The following is a 15,431-nucleotide window of genomic DNA, read 5'->3' as shown; positions in this document are numbered from 1 at the left end:
TAAATGAGCGTAAGGCCCTGGCCGTTCCGTTCATCGAATCGAGACAATTTGTCGAGGTTGGATGAGCGGGGAGGTCGGGGCCTTGCCTTGACTGGGGGCAAGATCCTCTTTAGACTCTTGTACCCCTAAATTTGGCGGGAATTCGTTCCTGCCATTTTGCTTTTCTTGCAAGACAATAGCGTCGCAAGACAACAGTGGAGCTAGTAGATGGCAACTATCAACCAGCTGGTACGTCAGCCGCGTAAGCGTATCGTCGAGAAATCCGACGTGCCTGCGCTGCAGAACTGCCCGCAACGTCGTGGCGTATGCACCCGTGTGTATACCACCACGCCGAAAAAACCTAACTCGGCACTGCGTAAAGTATGCCGTGTGCGTCTGACCAACGGTTTCGAGGTTTCCTCGTACATCGGCGGTGAAGGCCACAACCTGCAAGAGCACAGCGTGGTACTGATCCGCGGCGGTCGTGTAAAAGACTTGCCAGGTGTTCGTTACCACACCGTACGCGGTTCTTTGGATACTTCCGGCGTTAAAGGTCGTAACCAGGGTCGTTCGAAGTACGGTACCAAGAAGCCTAAGTAGTAGTGGCTTTTTGTAAAAACTGATTTTCTATTTTTCTGAGTCGATAAGAGTAAGGTCGGAGGCGTCCCGAAAGGGCACCGATTCCGAGCGAACCTGAAGACCGTTTGAGGGCTTATCCATGCCAAGAAGACGCGTAGCAGCCAAGCGCGAAGTGCTTGACGATCCAAAATACGGCAGCCAGATCCTGGCCAAGTTCATGAACCACGTAATGGAAAGCGGCAAGAAAGCCGTTGCCGAGCGTATCGTTTATGGCGCGCTGGAAAAGGTTAAAGAACGCAAGAACAGCGATCCCCTGGAAATCTTCGAGAAAGCTCTCGACGCCATCGCTCCGCTGGTCGAAGTGAAGTCGCGCCGTGTAGGCGGTGCTACTTACCAGGTTCCGGTCGAAGTTCGTCCGTCCCGTCGTAACGCTCTGGCAATGCGCTGGTTGGTAGACTTCGCCCGTAAGCGCGGCGAGAAGTCTATGGCTCTGCGTTTGGCTGGCGAACTGTTGGACGCTGCCGAAGGCAAAGGTGCTGCAGTTAAGAAGCGTGAAGACGTGCACCGTATGGCTGAAGCCAACAAGGCTTTCTCGCACTACCGCTTCTAATTTTAGCGTCACTAATTTTGCGAGGGCTTTATGGCTCGTACTACACCGATTAACCGCTACCGTAACATTGGTATCGTTGCTCACGTGGATGCTGGTAAAACCACCACCACCGAGCGCGTCCTTTTTTACACTGGCAAAAGTCACAAGATGGGCGAGGTGCATGACGGCGCCGCGACCACAGACTGGATGGTTCAGGAGCAGGAGCGTGGTATTACCATTACTTCTGCTGCCATTACCGCCTTCTGGCAGGGTTCCGAGAAGCAGCACAAGGACCAATACCGCTTCAACGTCATCGACACCCCGGGCCACGTTGACTTCACTATTGAAGTTGAGCGTTCCCTGCGTGTTCTTGACGGCGCGGTCGTTGTGTTCTGCGGCACCTCGGGTGTTGAGCCTCAGTCGGAAACCGTATGGCGTCAAGCCAACAAATACGGCGTTCCACGTCTTGTTTACGTAAACAAGATGGACCGTGCTGGTGCGAACTTCCTGCGCGTGATCGGTCAGATCAAGCAGCGTCTGGGTCACACTCCGGTGCCAATCCAATTGGCCATCGGTTCCGAAGACAACTTCCAGGGTCAGATCGATCTGATGTCCATGGAAGCTGTTTACTGGAATGATGCAGACAAAGGCATGACTCCACGTCGCGAGCCTATCCCTGCTGAGCTGCAGGAGCTGGCTGACGAGTGGCGCGGCAACATGGTTGAGGCTGCAGCCGAAGCCAGCGAAGAGCTGATGAACAAGTACCTCGAAGGTGAAGAACTCACCAACGCGGAAATCAAGGCCGCTCTGCGTCAGCGTACTATCGCTGGTGAGATCGTTCTGGCTGTTTGCGGTTCTTCCTTCAAGAACAAGGGTGTTCCCCTGGTTCTCGACGCCGTGATCGACTACCTGCCGGCTCCTACCGACATTCCTGCCATCAAGGGTACTGACCCGGATGACGAGACCAAGGAAATGGAGCGTCACGCAGACGACAGCGAGCCGTTCTCGGCTCTGGCGTTCAAGATCGCTACCGACCCATTCGTGGGTACCTTGACCTTTGTTCGAGTTTACTCGGGTGTGTTGGCCTCCGGCGACGGCGTGATCAACTCGGTTAAAGGCAAGAAAGAGCGCGTGGGTCGTATGGTGCAAATGCACGCAAACGCCCGTGAAGAAATCAAGGAAGTACGCGCTGGTGACATCGCGGCCTTGATCGGCATGAAGGACGTCACCACTGGTGAAACTTTGTGCAACGCTGACAAGCCAATCATCCTGGTTCGCATGGACTTCCCGGAGCCGGTTATTTCGGTTGCCGTAGAGCCTAAGACCAAGGACGACCAGGAAAAAATGGGTATCGCTCTGGGCAAACTTGCTCAGGAAGACCCGTCTTTCCGCGTCAAGACTGATGAAGAGACTGGTCAAACGATCATCTCCGGCATGGGCGAGTTGCACCTGGACATCCTGGTTGACCGGATGCGCCGTGAGTTCAACGTCGAAGCCAACATCGGTAAGCCTCAAGTTTCGTACCGTGAGCGCATCACGAAGAGCTGCGAGATTGAAGGCAAGTTCGTTCGTCAGTCCGGCGGTCGTGGCCAGTTCGGTCACTGCTGGATTCGTTTTGCTCCTGCTGACGAAGGTCAGGAAGGTCTGCAATTCCTGAACGAAGTAGTGGGTGGTGTGGTTCCTAAGGAATACATCCCGGCTATCCAGAAGGGTATCGAAGAGCAGATGAAGAACGGCGTTGTTGCCGGCTATCCGCTGATCGGCCTGAAGGCTACCGTGTTTGATGGTTCCTACCACGACGTCGACTCCAACGAGATGGCGTTTAAAGTGGCTGCTTCCATGGCAACCAAGCAACTGGCCCAGAAGGGCGGTGGTGAGTTGCTTGAGCCGATCATGGCGGTAGAGGTGGTTACGCCTGAAGACTATATGGGTGACGTGATGGGCGACCTTAACCGTCGTCGCGGCATGATCCTGGGTATGGAAGACACGGTCTCCGGCAAAGTGATTCGCGCCGAAGTTCCACTGGGTGAGATGTTCGGTTACGCAACCGACGTCCGTTCCATGTCCCAAGGTCGCGCAAGCTACTCTATGGAATTCAAAAAATACAATACAGCTCCGTCGCATATCGTCGAAACTGTTACCAAAAAACAAGGCTGATTCAGCCCCTTTAGGCTAGGAGTTAATTGTCGTGGCTAAAGAAAAATTTGACCGTACCCTCCCGCACGTCAACGTTGGCACCATCGGTCACGTCGACCACGGTAAAACCACGCTGACCGCTGCTCTGACTCGCGTCTGCTCCGAAGTTTTCGGTTCGGCCGTTGTTGCTTTCGACAAAATCGACAGCGCTCCGGAAGAAAAGGCTCGTGGTATCACCATCAACACCGCGCACGTTGAATACAACTCGCTGATCCGTCACTACGCTCACGTTGACTGCCCAGGTCACGCTGACTATGTGAAGAACATGATCACCGGTGCTGCTCAGATGGACGGCGCTATCCTGGTTTGCTCGGCCGCTGATGGTCCGATGCCACAAACCCGTGAGCACATCCTGCTGTCCCGTCAGGTTGGCGTTCCGTACATCGTTGTCTTCCTGAACAAGGCTGACATGGTTGACGACGCTGAGCTGCTGGAACTGGTTGAGATGGAAGTGCGCGATCTGCTGAGCACTTACGACTTCCCAGGTGACGACACTCCGATCATCATCGGTTCGGCTCTGATGGCTCTGAACGGCCAAGACGACAACGAAATGGGCACCACTGCCGTTCGTAAACTGGTTGAGACTCTGGACAGCTACATCCCGGATCCAGTCCGTGTTATCGACAAGCCGTTCCTGATGCCAATCGAAGACGTATTCTCGATCTCCGGTCGCGGTACTGTTGTAACTGGCCGTATCGAGCGCGGTATCGTCAAGGTTCAGGATCCACTGGAAATCGTTGGTCTGCGTGACACTACCGTCACCACCTGCACCGGTGTTGAAATGTTCCGTAAGCTGCTCGACGAAGGTCGTGCTGGCGAGAACTGCGGCGTTCTGCTGCGTGGTACCAAGCGTGACGACGTTGAGCGTGGCCAGGTTCTGGTTAAGCCAGGTTCGGTTAAGCCGCACACCAAGTTCGAAGCTGAAGTCTACGTTCTGAGCAAAGAAGAAGGCGGTCGTCACACTCCGTTCTTCAAAGGCTACCGTCCACAGTTCTACTTCCGTACTACTGACGTGACTGGTAACTGCGAACTGCCGGAAGGCGTTGAAATGGTAATGCCGGGCGACAACATCAAAATGGTTGTCACCCTGATCAAGACCATCGCAATGGAAGACGGTCTGCGTTTCGCTATCCGTGAAGGCGGTCGTACCGTCGGCGCTGGCGTCGTAGCCAAAATCATCGAGTAAGCTCTTTTTTGAGTTAGCTTCGATGAGTTGAAAAAGCCTCCGCTTAGCGGGGGCTTTTTTATTGGGTTGACACCTATATGGGGCGTCTATAGAATTGCGCCTCCTTTTAACGGGCGTATTGCGCTCGGTGGGAATAGCAGCCGGAGTCTGAAATCCAATGCAAAATCAGCAAATCCGTATCAGGTTGAAGGCTTTTGACCATCGCCTGATCGACCAATCCACCCAGGAAATCGTGGAAACCGCGAAACGTACTGGTGCTCAAGTGCGTGGTCCAATTCCACTGCCTACCCGTAAAGAGCGGTTCACCGTTCTGGTCTCCCCGCACGTCAACAAAGACGCGCGTGACCAGTACGAGATCCGTACTCATAAGCGCGTTCTGGACATCGTCCAGCCAACGGATAAAACCGTTGATGCACTTATGAAGCTTGATCTTGCGGCCGGTGTGGAAGTGCAGATCAGCCTCGGCTAAGACTCGGTCTTAGTCGTGTAACGCTCTGAAATGGGCGGCCATAGCGGGTGAAAGCCCCGTACACTCATGAGGTTTACAACATGACTATTGGTGTAGTCGGTCGTAAATGCGGTATGACCCGTATTTTCACCGAAGAAGGTGTCTCCATTCCGGTCACGGTCATTGAGATCGAGCCGAATCGCGTCACCCAGTTCAAAACTGAAGAGACCGATGGCTATCGTGCAGTGCAAGTCACTGTAGGCGAGCGTCGTGCTTCGCGTGTTACAGCTGCTCAGGCTGGCCACTTCGCTAAAGCGAACGTTGCCGCTGGTCGTACCGTAATGGAATTCCGTCTTGAAGAAGGCGAGTACCAGGCCGGCGATCTGATCAACGCTGAAATCTTCGCTGCTGGTCAACTGGTTGATGTAACCGGTCAGTCCAAAGGTAAAGGCTTCCAGGGTACGATCAAGCGTTGGAACTTCCGCGGGCAAGATAATACCCACGGTAACTCCGTGTCCCACCGCGTTCCAGGCTCTATCGGCCAGTGCCAGACTCCTGGTCGTGTATTCAAGGGCAAAAAAATGTCCGGTCATATGGGCGCTGAGCGCGTGACCGTGCAGTCCCTCGAAGTAGTGCGCGTGGACGCTGAACGCAATCTGTTGTTGGTCAAGGGTGCTGTTCCTGGCGCTACTGGCGGCAACTTGGTTGTACGTCCAGCAGCCAAGGCTCGCGGTTAAGGGGAAGCTGACATGCAATTAAATGTAAATGACGCTCAAGCGATCGAAGTTTCCGAACTGACATTTGGCGGCGAATTCAACGAGACGCTGGTTCACCAAGCAGTCGTGGCCTACATGGCCGGCGGCCGTCAAGGTAGCAAGCAGCAAAAGACCCGTTCCGACGTTCGTGGTGGCGGTAAGCGCCCATGGCGTCAGAAAGGTACTGGCCGTGCTCGTGCCGGTACTATCCGTAGCCCAATCTGGCGTGGCGGCGGTACCACTTTCGCAGCTCGTCCTCAGGATCACACCCAGAAGCTGAACAAGAAGATGTATCGCGCAGCAATGCGTTCCATCCTTGCTGAGCTGGTGCGTACTGATCGTCTGGTTGTGGTTCAGGACTTCGCTGTTGATGCACCGAAGACCAAAGATCTGCTGAACAAACTGACCGGCATGGGCCTGACTGACGTCTTGATCGTGTCTGAAGTGGTTGATCAGAACCTGTACCTGGCTGCTCGCAACCTGCCACACGTTGATGTACGTGACGTGCAAGGTTCCGATCCAGTTAGTCTGATCGCATACGACAAGGTGTTGATCACCGTGTCGGCCGTGAAGAAATTCGAGGAGCTGCTGGGATGAACCAGGAACGCGTATTTAAAGTTCTGCTTGGCCCGCACGTTTCCGAGAAGGCTACGGTTCTGGCTGACAAGAAAGGCCAGTTCGTTTTCAAGGTTGCAACTGACGCAACCAAGCTGGAAATCAAGAAGGCCGTCGAAAGCCTGTTCAGCGTGAAAGTAGAGCGTGTTACTACCCTGAATGTTCTGGGTAAGAGCAAGCGCACTGCTCGCGGTCTGGGCAAGCGTAATGACTGGAAGAAGGCAGTTATCTCCCTTCAGCCAGGCCAAGATCTCGATTTCAGCAGCAGTGCTGAGTAAGGAAGGGGTGCATCATGGCAATCGTTAAATGCAAACCGACTTCCCCTGGCCGCCGTTTTGTGGTCAAGGTGGTCAACCAGGAGCTGCATAAAGGCGCTCCTCACGCACCGCTGCTCGAGAAAAAATCGAAGACTGGTGGTCGTAACAACAATGGTCGCATTACCACTCGTCACATCGGTGGTGGCCATAAACAGCATTATCGTCTGGTCGATTTCCGTCGCAACGACAAAGATGGCATCTCTGCCACTGTCGAGCGTATTGAATACGATCCAAACCGTACTGCTCACATCGCTCTGCTGCTGTACGCAGATGGCGAGCGTCGCTACATCATCGCCCCTAAAGGCGTGAGTGCTGGTGACCAGCTGATCGCAGGTGCTTTGGCGCCGATCAAGCCGGGTAACGCTCTGCAACTGCGTAACATTCCAGTTGGTAGCACCGTACACGGCATCGAATTGAAGCCAGGTAAAGGCGCGCAAATCGCTCGTTCCGCTGGTGCTTCGGCTCAGCTGATCGCTCGTGAAGGTGTCTACGTGACCCTGCGTCTGCGTTCTGGTGAGATGCGTAAAGTGCTGGCTGAATGCCGCGCGACCCTGGGTGAAGTCTCGAACTCCGAGCACAGCCTGCGTTCGCTGGGTAAAGCTGGTGCCAAACGCTGGCGTGGCGTTCGCCCAACCGTTCGTGGTGTTGCCATGAACCCGGTTGACCACCCACATGGTGGTGGTGAAGGTCGTACCTCTGGTGGTCGTCATCCGGTATCGCCATGGGGCTTCCCGACTAAGGGCGCGAAGACTCGTGGTAATAAGCGTACCGACAAAATGATCGTCCGTCGTCGCAAGTAAATAGAGGGATACGACAGTGCCACGTTCTCTGAAAAAAGGTCCTTTTATTGATCTTCACCTACTGAAGAAGATCGAAGTGGCGGCGGAAAAGAACGATCGCAAACCAGTTAAGACCTGGTCGCGCCGTTCCATGATCCTGCCACAAATGGTCGGTTTGACCATTGCTGTGCATAACGGTCGTCAACATGTTCCAGTTCTCGTGAACGAAGACATGGTCGGCCACAAACTGGGCGAGTTTGCCGGTACCCGCACATATCGTGGGCACGTGGCAGACAAGAAAGCCAAGCGTTAAGGGGTAAGGAACGATGGAAGTAGCCGCTAAGTTGTCGGGCGCTCGAATCTCCGCCCAGAAAGCCCGCTTGGTCGCCGACCAGATCCGCGGGAAGAAGGTGGGCGAAGCGCTCAACCTGTTGGCTTTCAGCAGTAAGAAAGCCGCCGAGATCATGAAGAAAGTGCTGGAGTCGGCCGTAGCCAACGCCGAGCATAACGAAGGCGCAGACGTTGATGACCTGAAGGTCAGCACCGTTTTCGTCAACGAAGGGCGTTCGCTGAAGCGAATCATGCCACGTGCCAAAGGCCGTGCTGATCGCATCGTCAAGCGGTCTTGCCATATCACTGTCAAGGTTGCTGACAAGTAACGGAGTCGAAGAGATGGGTCAGAAAGTACATCCCATTGGCATTCGCCTGGGAATCGTCAAGGAGCACACCTCCGTCTGGTACGCAGACGGTCGGACTTATGCGGACTATTTGTTCGCTGATCTGAAGGTGCGTGAGTATCTCCAAGACAAACTAAAAAGCGCGTCCGTAAGCCGTATCGATATCCATCGTCCGGCTCAGACTGCACGTATCACCATCCACACCGCTCGTCCAGGTATCGTTATCGGGAAGAAAGGTGAAGATGTTGAGAAACTGCGTCAGGACCTGACCAAGCAAATGGGTGTGCCTGTGCACATCAATATCGAAGAGATCCGCAAGCCGGAGCTCGACGGTATGCTGGTTGCGCAGAGCGTAGCTCAGCAGCTGGAGCGTCGCGTAATGTTCCGTCGCGCTATGAAGCGCGCTGTTCAGAACGCCATGCGCATTGGTGCCAAAGGCATCAAAATCCAAGTGAGCGGTCGTCTCGGCGGTGCTGAAATCGCACGTACTGAATGGTATCGCGAAGGTCGTGTGCCACTGCACACCCTGCGTGCCGACATCGACTATGCCAACTACGAAGCTCACACCACTTACGGTGTGATCGGTGTAAAGGTTTGGATCTTCAAAGGCGAAGTAATTGGTGGTCGCCAAGAAGAACTGAAACCACAAGCACCAGCGCCTCGTAAAAAAGCTGCTAAGTAAGGGGTACGCCAAATGTTGCAACCAAAGCGTACGAAGTTCCGCAAGCAGATGACAGGCCACAACCGTGGTCTGGCTCAGCGCGGTAGCAAAGTCAGCTTCGGCGAGTTCGCGCTGAAGTCTGTAGCTCGTGGTCGTCTCACCGCTCGTCAGATCGAGTCAGCGCGTCGTGCTCTGACCCGTCACGTTAAACGTGGCGGCAAGATCTGGATCCGTGTATTCCCGGACAAGCCTATTTCCAAAAAGCCACTCGAAGTTCGGATGGGTAAAGGTAAGGGTAGTGTGGAGTACTGGGTTGCCCAGATTCAGCCAGGCAAAGTCCTGTATGAAATCGAGGGTGTTTCTGAAGAGCTGGCGCGTGAGGCTTTTGCCCTGGCTGCTGCAAAGCTGCCGCTCGCCACCGCCTTTGTTAAACGGACGGTGATGTGATGAAAGCGAATGAACTTCGTGAAAAATCCGCACAGCAGCTGAACGAGCAACTGCTCGGCTTGCTGCGCGACCAGTTCAATCTGCGTATGCAGAAAGCAACTGGCCAGTTGGGGCAGTCTCATCTGCTCTCGCAAGTTAAGCGTGACATCGCTCGCGTGAAGACTGTGCTCAACCAGCAGGCAGGTAAGTAATCATGGCTGAAGCCGAAAAAACTGTCCGTACGCTGACTGGCCGTGTTGTCAGCGACAAGATGGACAAAACCATCACCGTTCTGATCGAGCGTCGCGTTAAGCACCCGATCTACGGTAAATACGTTAAGCGTTCGACTAAGCTGCACGCGCACGACGAAACCAATCAGTGCCACATCGGCGACAAAGTCACTATTCGTGAAACTCGTCCTTTGGCCAAGACCAAGTCTTGGGCGCTGGTTGATGTTCTCGAACGCGCTGTGGAAGTCTAAGGACTAGGGGTCGGAGAAATTATATGATTCAGACTCAATCCATGCTCGATGTGGCCGATAACAGCGGCGCTCGCCGTGTTATGTGCATCAAGGTGCTGGGTGGCTCCCATCGTCGTTACGCTGGTATCGGTGACATCATCAAAGTTACCGTGAAGGAAGCAATTCCTCGCGGTAAAGTGAAAAAAGGCCAAGTGATGACTGCTGTTGTAGTCCGCACTCGTCACGGCGTACGTCGTGCTGATGGCTCCATTATCCGCTTTGATGGCAACGCTGCTGTTCTTCTGAACAACAAGCAAGAGCCGATCGGCACCCGTATCTTTGGGCCAGTGACCCGTGAACTTCGTACTGAGAAGTTCATGAAGATCGTCTCGCTCGCCCCAGAAGTGCTGTAAGGAGATCCGACATGCAAAAGATTCGTCGTGACGACGAGATCATCGTGATCGCCGGCAAAGACAAAGGTAAGCGCGGTAAGGTGCTTAAGGTTCTCGCTAACAACCGTTTGGTTATTGGTGGTCTGAACCTGGTTAAGCGTCATACCAAGCCTAACCCGATGTCGGGCGTGCAGGGCGGTATCGTCGAAAAAGAAGCTCCGCTGGATGCTTCTAACGTCGCCATTTTCAACGGCGAAACCAACAAGGCTGACCGCGTTGGTTTCAAAGTAGAAGACGGCAAGAAAATTCGTGTCTTCAAGTCGACCCAAAAAGCGGTTGATGCTTGAACACTGCTAGGTAGAAGACCATGGCACGACTAAAAGAGATTTACTGGAAGGAAATCGCACCGAAACTTAAGGAAGAACTTAAGCTTTCGAACGTGATGGAAGTTCCACGCGTTACCAAAATCACCCTGAACATGGGTCTGGGCGAAGCGGTCGGTGACAAGAAAGTCATCGAGCATGCTGTTGCCGACCTGGAAAAGATCACCGGTCAGAAAGTTGTTGTGACTTACGCTCGGAAATCCATCGCTGGCTTTAAAGTCCGTGAAGGTTGGCCGATCGGCGTCAAAGTGACTCTGCGCCGTGAGCGTATGTACGAATTCCTGGATCGTCTGCTGTCGATCTCCCTGCCTCGGGTTCGCGACTTCCGCGGCCTGAATGCCAAGTCCTTCGATGGTCGTGGTAACTACAGCATGGGCGTTAAAGAGCAGATCATCTTCCCGGAAATCGACTACGACAAGATCGATGCTCTCCGCGGTCTGGACATTACCCTGACCACCACTGCCAAGAACGATGATGAAGGTCGCGCCCTGTTGCGTGCTTTCAAATTCCCGTTCCGCAACTGATTGGAGTAGGAAAATGGCCAAGATGAGCATGAAAAACCGCGAGCTGAAGCGTCAGCTCACGGTTGCCAAGTACGCCAAAAAGCGTGCAGCACTGAAAGCTATCATCGTTGATCTGAACGCAAGTCCAGAAGCGCGTTGGGAAGCTACAGTAGCTCTGCAGAAGCAGCCACGTGACGCAAGCGCTTCGCGCATGCGTAACCGCTGCCGCCTGACCGGTCGTCCACACGGCGTTTACCGCAAGTTCGGCCTCGGCCGTAACAAACTGCGTGAAGCTGCAATGCGTGGTGACGTGCCAGGTCTGGTTAAAGCCAGCTGGTAAGCACTATCAAAGTCTCGGCGTTCAGAATCGCAAGATACTGACCGTCGGTGACCTTGAACTTGAATCAAGCCCCTTTTGGGGCTTGATTCATTTTTGGGGTGTGTCTAGAATACCCGGCTCGCCTGAGCCCGTGCTTTTTGTGCATGGATGAGCTCGGCGACACGTAGTAGCCGCGAGGCTAATTTTTTTGTATTAGGAGCGTCTAGCCCATGAGTATGCAGGACCCGTTAGCGGACATGCTAACTCGAATCCGTAATGCCCAGATGGCTGAAAAGTCCGTCGTAAGCATGCCATCTTCTACTTTGAAGGTAGCTGTTGCCAAAGTCCTGAAGGACGAAGGTTACATTGCGGGTTATCAGATCAGCAGCGAAATCAAACCACTGCTGTCCATCGAGCTGAAGTACTTCGAAGGCCGTCCGGTCATCGAAGAAGTGAAGCGCGTTAGCCGTCCAGGCCTGCGTCAGTACAAGTCCGTCGATGATCTGCCAAAAGTTCGTGGCGGTCTCGGTGTGTCTATCGTCTCCACCAACAAAGGTGTGATGACGGATCGTGCTGCGCGCGCTGCCGGTGTCGGCGGCGAAGTTCTTTGCACTGTGTTCTAAGGGGGGATAAGCATGTCACGCGTCGCTAAGAACCCCGTTAAGCTGCCAGCCGGTGTCGAAGTCAAATTCGCAGGCCAACAGCTTTCGGTGAAGGGTGCCAAGGGCACTCTCGAACTGAACATCCATTCGTCCGTTGAGATCGTTGAAGAAGCTGGTGAGCTGCGTTTCGCTGCTCGCAATGGCGATCAACAAACTCGCGCAATGGCTGGTACCACTCGTGCGTTGGTAAACAACATGGTCCAAGGCGTAAGCCAAGGCTTCGAGCGCAAGCTCCAGCTGGTCGGTGTTGGTTACAAAGCGCAAGCAAAAGGCACAGTGCTGAACCTGGCTCTTGGCTTCTCGCACCCAGTGGATTATGAACTGCCGGAAGGCATCACCGCTGAGACTCCTAGCCAAACCGACATCCTGATTCGGGGTATCGATAAGCAGCTGGTAGGTCAAGTGGCCGCCGAGATCCGCGACTTCCGTCCACCAGAGCCGTACAAAGGCAAAGGTGTGCGCTACGCGGACGAAGTCGTCCGTCGTAAAGAAGCCAAGAAGAAGTAGGGCATAGCAAATGACCGACAAAAAAGTTACTCGACTGCGTCGCGCTCGCAAAGCACGCCTGAAAATGCACGAACTCGAAGTCGTGCGTCTCTGCGTGTTCCGCTCGTCGCAGCACATCTACGCCCAGGTCATTTCGGCCGACGGCAACAAAGTCCTGGCAAGTGCCTCGACTTTGGATAAAGAACTGCGTGATGGCGCCACTGGCAACATCGACGCGGCCACTAAGGTTGGCCAGCTGGTCGCTACGCGTGCTAAAGCCGCTGGCGTCTCGCAGGTGGCTTTCGACCGCTCTGGCTTCAAGTACCACGGTCGCGTCAAGGCGCTGGCTGATGCTGCTCGTGAAGCTGGGCTGGAGTTCTAAGTTATGTCAAATAACGACCAAAAGCGCGACGAAGGCTACATCGAGAAGCTGGTTCAAGTTAACCGCGTAGCCAAAACCGTTAAAGGCGGCCGTATCTTCACTTTTACCGCGTTGACCGTGGTTGGTGATGGTAAAGGGCGTGTTGGCTTCGGCCGTGGCAAGTCGCGTGAAGTGCCTGCTGCGATCCAGAAGGCAATGGAAGCTGCTCGCCGCAACATGATCCAAGTTGATCTGAACGGCACCACTCTGCAGTACGCAATGAAGTCTGCCCATGGCGCTTCGAAGGTGTACATGCAGCCTGCTTCTGAAGGTACCGGTATCATCGCTGGCGGCGCTATGCGTGCTGTCCTCGAAGTTGCTGGCGTTCAGAACGTTCTGGCCAAGTGCTACGGCTCGACTAACCCGGTAAACGTGGTTCACGCCACTTTCAAAGGTTTGAAAGCTATGCAGTCTCCTGAATCCATTGCCGCCAAGCGTGGCAAAAGCGTCAAGGAGATCTTCTGATCATGGCTACCGTTAAAGTTACGCTGATCAAAAGCATGACCGGCCGCATCCCTAACCACAAACTGTGCGTTAAGGGTCTGGGTCTGCGTCGCATCGGTCACACTGTAGAAGTACTTGATACTCCCGAGAATCGCGGGATGATCAACAAGGCTTACTACATGCTGCGTGTCGAGGGTTAATCGATGAAACTCAATGATCTGAGTCCAGCGCCGGGTTCCCGTCGCGAAAAGCATCGTCCGGGCCGTGGTATCGGTAGTGGTTTGGGCAAGACCGGTGGCCGTGGCCACAAAGGTCAGTCCTCCCGCTCCGGTGGCACCATTGCTCCAGGCTTTGAAGGCGGTCAACAGCCGCTGCATCGTCGCCTGCCGAAGTTCGGTTTCGTTTCCTTGAAAGCCATGGATCGCGCAGAAGTGCGTTTGTCCGAGCTGGCTAAAGTGGAAGGCGACATCGTCACCGTGCAGTCCCTGAAAGATGCCAACGTGATCAACGTCAACGTACAGCGTGTGAAAATCATGCTGTCCGGCGAAGTTACTCGCGCTGTTACCATCGGAAAGGGAATCGGCGCCACCAAAGGTGCGCGTGCGGCTATCGAAGCAGCTGGCGGCAAGTTCGAGGAATAAATGGCTAAGCAAGGTGCTCTCTCTGCGCTCGGCAAAGGCGGTATGTCTGAACTCTGGGCTCGTCTGCGTTTTCTATTCTTGGCGATTATCGTCTACCGAATAGGCGCACACATCCCGGTTCCAGGTATCAACCCGGACCGACTCGCGGACCTGTTTCGACAGAATGAGGGGACCATTCTTAGCTTGTTCAACATGTTTTCCGGCGGCGCGCTGGAACGGATGAGCATCTTTGCACTGGGGATCATGCCGTACATTTCGGCATCGATCATCATGCAGTTGATGACCGCCGTCAGCCCGCAGCTGGAGCAGTTGAAGAAGGAAGGTGAAGCTGGCCGTCGCAAGATCAGCCAGTACACCCGCTACGGCACTGTCGTCCTCGCTCTCGTTCAGGCAATTGGCATGTCCATTGGTCTGGCGGGGCAGGGCGTTGCGTTCACTGGTGACTTTGGCTTCCATTTCGTCGCGGTATCCACTTTTGTGGCTGGTGCGATGTTCATGATGTGGCTGGGTGAGCAGATTACTGAGCGTGGTGTTGGCAACGGTATCTCGATGTTGATTTTTTCGGGTATCGTCGCCGGTCTTCCGAGAGCGATTGGGCAGTCTTTCGAGTCTGCGCGTCAGGGTGATATCAACATCTTCGCCCTGGTTGCCATCGGTTTGCTGGCAGTAGCGATTATCGGTTTCGTGGTGTTCATTGAGCGTGGTCAGCGTCGTATTGCTGTTCACTACGCCAAGCGTCAGCAGGGCCGTAAGGTCTTCGCTGCGCAGACCAGCCACTTGCCGCTGAAGGTGAATATGGCCGGTGTTATTCCGGCTATTTTCGCGAGCAGCATTTTGCTGTTCCCGGCTTCGTTGGGTGCCTGGTTTGGTCAGTCTGAAGGTATGGGCTGGTTGCAGGACATCTCGCAGTCGATCGCTCCTGGTCAGCCGTTGAATATTCTGCTGTTTAGTGCAGGGATTATTTTCTTCTGCTTCTTCTATACGGCGTTGATGTTCAATCCGAAAGACGTAGCGGAAAACCTGAAGAAGTCCGGTGCCTTTATTCCGGGCATCCGTCCAGGTGAGCAGTCTGCGCGCTACATTGATGGCGTTCTGACTCGCTTGACCATGTTCGGTGCTCTTTACATGACGGCCGTCTGCCTGTTGCCCCAGTTCCTGGTGGTTGCAGCAAACGTACCGTTCTACCTTGGCGGGACCTCGTTGCTGATCGTGGTCGTGGTTGTGATGGACTTCATGTCTCAAGTACAATCGCACCTCGTTTCGCACCAGTACGAATCCCTGATGAAGAAAGCCAACCTGAAGGGTTACGGCAGCGGCATGTTGCGCTGAGTACCCATAAGGTTCGAGGAGTTGGTGATGAAAGTTCGTGCATCGGTGAAAAAGCTGTGCCGTAACTGCAAGATTATTCGCCGCGAAGGTGTTGTTCGAGTAATTTGCAGCGCGGAACCGCGTCACAAACAGCGCCAAGGCTGAGTGTGATTGTGCTTCAAGCCCGGCAGCTAGTGCGCTGCCG

At 54.3% G+C, this 15,431-nt stretch carries 27 protein-coding genes; all 27 read left to right on the top strand.

The features are described 5' to 3' along the window. Nucleotides 1-207: 207 nt before the first annotated feature. The 27 genes from rpsL to rpmJ all read left to right on the top strand — a co-directional run bounded on the left by rpsL (nt 208) and on the right by rpmJ (nt 15,391). Nucleotides 208-579, top strand: a complete 372-nt coding sequence (gene rpsL, locus ACZ3HH_RS19900; protein ID WP_002555494.1) for a 30S ribosomal protein S12 — start codon at nt 208-210, stop codon at nt 577-579. Nucleotides 580-697: 118 nt separating this feature from the next. Further along, complete coding sequence (gene rpsG, locus ACZ3HH_RS19895; protein ID WP_002555493.1) at nt 698-1,168, top strand: 30S ribosomal protein S7; 471 nt, start codon at nt 698-700, stop codon at nt 1,166-1,168. Between the two features lie 30 nt (nt 1,169-1,198). Beyond that, nucleotides 1,199-3,304 (top strand): elongation factor G, encoded by a 2,106-nt coding sequence (fusA, locus tag ACZ3HH_RS19890; RefSeq protein WP_008008893.1) that lies wholly within the window; start codon nt 1,199-1,201, stop codon nt 3,302-3,304. A gap of 31 nt (nt 3,305-3,335) precedes the next feature. Next, entirely contained in the window at nt 3,336-4,529 is a 1,194-nt protein-coding gene (gene tuf, locus ACZ3HH_RS19885) for an elongation factor Tu (RefSeq protein ID WP_007896660.1), read from the top strand. A gap of 157 nt (nt 4,530-4,686) precedes the next feature. Next, entirely contained in the window at nt 4,687-4,998 is a 312-nt protein-coding gene (gene rpsJ / locus ACZ3HH_RS19880; RefSeq protein WP_003186070.1) for a 30S ribosomal protein S10, read from the top strand. Nucleotides 4,999-5,078: 80 nt separating this feature from the next. Next, nucleotides 5,079-5,714, top strand: a complete 636-nt coding sequence (gene rplC, locus ACZ3HH_RS19875) for a 50S ribosomal protein L3 (RefSeq protein WP_003186059.1) — start codon at nt 5,079-5,081, stop codon at nt 5,712-5,714. Nucleotides 5,715-5,726: 12 nt separating this feature from the next. Next, the gene (gene rplD / locus ACZ3HH_RS19870) at nt 5,727-6,329 is read left to right on the top strand and encodes a 50S ribosomal protein L4 (RefSeq protein WP_007896707.1); all 603 of its coding nucleotides are present in this window, start codon (nt 5,727-5,729) and stop codon (nt 6,327-6,329) included. After that, nucleotides 6,326-6,625, top strand: coding sequence for a 50S ribosomal protein L23 (gene rplW, locus ACZ3HH_RS19865; protein ID WP_002555488.1), 300 nt, complete (start codon nt 6,326-6,328; stop codon nt 6,623-6,625). The genes rplD and rplW overlap by 4 nt, the downstream gene beginning before the upstream one ends. 14 nt (nt 6,626-6,639) lie before the next feature. Continuing rightward, nucleotides 6,640-7,464, top strand: a complete 825-nt coding sequence (gene rplB / locus ACZ3HH_RS19860; RefSeq protein ID WP_003176423.1) for a 50S ribosomal protein L2 — start codon at nt 6,640-6,642, stop codon at nt 7,462-7,464. 16 nt (nt 7,465-7,480) lie between these two features. Beyond that, nucleotides 7,481-7,756 carry a 30S ribosomal protein S19 gene (gene rpsS, locus ACZ3HH_RS19855; RefSeq protein WP_002555486.1) on the top strand — a complete coding sequence of 92 codons (276 nt, stop codon included), beginning with the start codon at nt 7,481-7,483 and terminating at the stop codon, nt 7,754-7,756. 13 nt (nt 7,757-7,769) lie between these two features. After that, nucleotides 7,770-8,102: a 50S ribosomal protein L22 gene (rplV, locus tag ACZ3HH_RS19850; RefSeq protein WP_003103908.1), complete on the top strand. Its 333-nt coding sequence runs from the start codon at nt 7,770-7,772 to the stop codon at nt 8,100-8,102. 13 nt (nt 8,103-8,115) lie between these two features. Then, complete coding sequence (gene rpsC / locus ACZ3HH_RS19845) at nt 8,116-8,802, top strand: 30S ribosomal protein S3 (RefSeq protein WP_003176422.1); 687 nt, start codon at nt 8,116-8,118, stop codon at nt 8,800-8,802. 12 nt (nt 8,803-8,814) lie between these two features. Continuing rightward, complete coding sequence (gene rplP, locus ACZ3HH_RS19840) at nt 8,815-9,228, top strand: 50S ribosomal protein L16 (RefSeq protein WP_007896757.1); 414 nt, start codon at nt 8,815-8,817, stop codon at nt 9,226-9,228. Next, on the top strand, nt 9,228-9,419 hold the full coding sequence (rpmC, locus tag ACZ3HH_RS19835) for a 50S ribosomal protein L29 (protein ID WP_002555481.1): 192 nt from the start codon (nt 9,228-9,230) through the stop codon (nt 9,417-9,419). Before rplP ends, rpmC begins: the two co-directional genes overlap by 1 nt. 2 nt (nt 9,420-9,421) lie before the next feature. Further along, nucleotides 9,422-9,688: a 30S ribosomal protein S17 gene (gene rpsQ / locus ACZ3HH_RS19830; RefSeq protein ID WP_003176419.1), complete on the top strand. Its 267-nt coding sequence runs from the start codon at nt 9,422-9,424 to the stop codon at nt 9,686-9,688. A 23-nt stretch (nt 9,689-9,711) separates the two neighbouring features. Next, nucleotides 9,712-10,080: a 50S ribosomal protein L14 gene (gene rplN, locus ACZ3HH_RS19825; protein ID WP_002555479.1), complete on the top strand. Its 369-nt coding sequence runs from the start codon at nt 9,712-9,714 to the stop codon at nt 10,078-10,080. An 11-nt stretch (nt 10,081-10,091) separates the two neighbouring features. Beyond that, a complete protein-coding gene (gene rplX / locus ACZ3HH_RS19820; protein WP_003176416.1) occupies nt 10,092-10,406 on the top strand; it encodes a 50S ribosomal protein L24 in 315 nt (104 codons plus the stop codon). A 20-nt stretch (nt 10,407-10,426) separates the two neighbouring features. After that, a complete protein-coding gene (gene rplE, locus ACZ3HH_RS19815; RefSeq protein WP_003176415.1) occupies nt 10,427-10,966 on the top strand; it encodes a 50S ribosomal protein L5 in 540 nt (179 codons plus the stop codon). A 13-nt stretch (nt 10,967-10,979) separates the two neighbouring features. Further along, nucleotides 10,980-11,285, top strand: a complete 306-nt coding sequence (rpsN, locus tag ACZ3HH_RS19810; RefSeq protein ID WP_003176414.1) for a 30S ribosomal protein S14 — start codon at nt 10,980-10,982, stop codon at nt 11,283-11,285. Between the two features lie 209 nt (nt 11,286-11,494). Next, entirely contained in the window at nt 11,495-11,887 is a 393-nt protein-coding gene (gene rpsH, locus ACZ3HH_RS19805; RefSeq protein ID WP_003186040.1) for a 30S ribosomal protein S8, read from the top strand. Nucleotides 11,888-11,899: 12 nt separating this feature from the next. Then, nucleotides 11,900-12,433 carry a 50S ribosomal protein L6 gene (gene rplF, locus ACZ3HH_RS19800; protein ID WP_007896774.1) on the top strand — a complete coding sequence of 178 codons (534 nt, stop codon included), beginning with the start codon at nt 11,900-11,902 and terminating at the stop codon, nt 12,431-12,433. Between the two features lie 10 nt (nt 12,434-12,443). Continuing rightward, nucleotides 12,444-12,794, top strand: a complete 351-nt coding sequence (gene rplR / locus ACZ3HH_RS19795) for a 50S ribosomal protein L18 (RefSeq protein WP_003186037.1) — start codon at nt 12,444-12,446, stop codon at nt 12,792-12,794. Nucleotides 12,795-12,797: 3 nt separating this feature from the next. Then, on the top strand, nt 12,798-13,298 hold the full coding sequence (gene rpsE, locus ACZ3HH_RS19790) for a 30S ribosomal protein S5 (protein WP_003186035.1): 501 nt from the start codon (nt 12,798-12,800) through the stop codon (nt 13,296-13,298). 2 nt (nt 13,299-13,300) lie between these two features. Beyond that, the gene (gene rpmD, locus ACZ3HH_RS19785) at nt 13,301-13,477 is read left to right on the top strand and encodes a 50S ribosomal protein L30 (RefSeq protein WP_003186033.1); all 177 of its coding nucleotides are present in this window, start codon (nt 13,301-13,303) and stop codon (nt 13,475-13,477) included. A 3-nt stretch (nt 13,478-13,480) separates the two neighbouring features. After that, nucleotides 13,481-13,918 carry a 50S ribosomal protein L15 gene (rplO, locus tag ACZ3HH_RS19780; protein ID WP_007896782.1) on the top strand — a complete coding sequence of 146 codons (438 nt, stop codon included), beginning with the start codon at nt 13,481-13,483 and terminating at the stop codon, nt 13,916-13,918. After that, the gene (gene secY, locus ACZ3HH_RS19775) at nt 13,919-15,247 is read left to right on the top strand and encodes a preprotein translocase subunit SecY (RefSeq protein ID WP_003228718.1); all 1,329 of its coding nucleotides are present in this window, start codon (nt 13,919-13,921) and stop codon (nt 15,245-15,247) included. It begins immediately after the preceding gene. 27 nt (nt 15,248-15,274) lie between these two features. After that, nucleotides 15,275-15,391: a 50S ribosomal protein L36 gene (gene rpmJ, locus ACZ3HH_RS19770; protein WP_002555468.1), complete on the top strand. Its 117-nt coding sequence runs from the start codon at nt 15,275-15,277 to the stop codon at nt 15,389-15,391. Nucleotides 15,392-15,431: the final 40 nt, after the last annotated feature.

This window comes from Pseudomonas sp. PME37.24/025 (genome assembly GCF_055556615.1).
The sequence above is the reverse complement of the archived record's forward strand: the minus strand, read 5'-3'. Positions and strand labels throughout refer to the sequence as shown.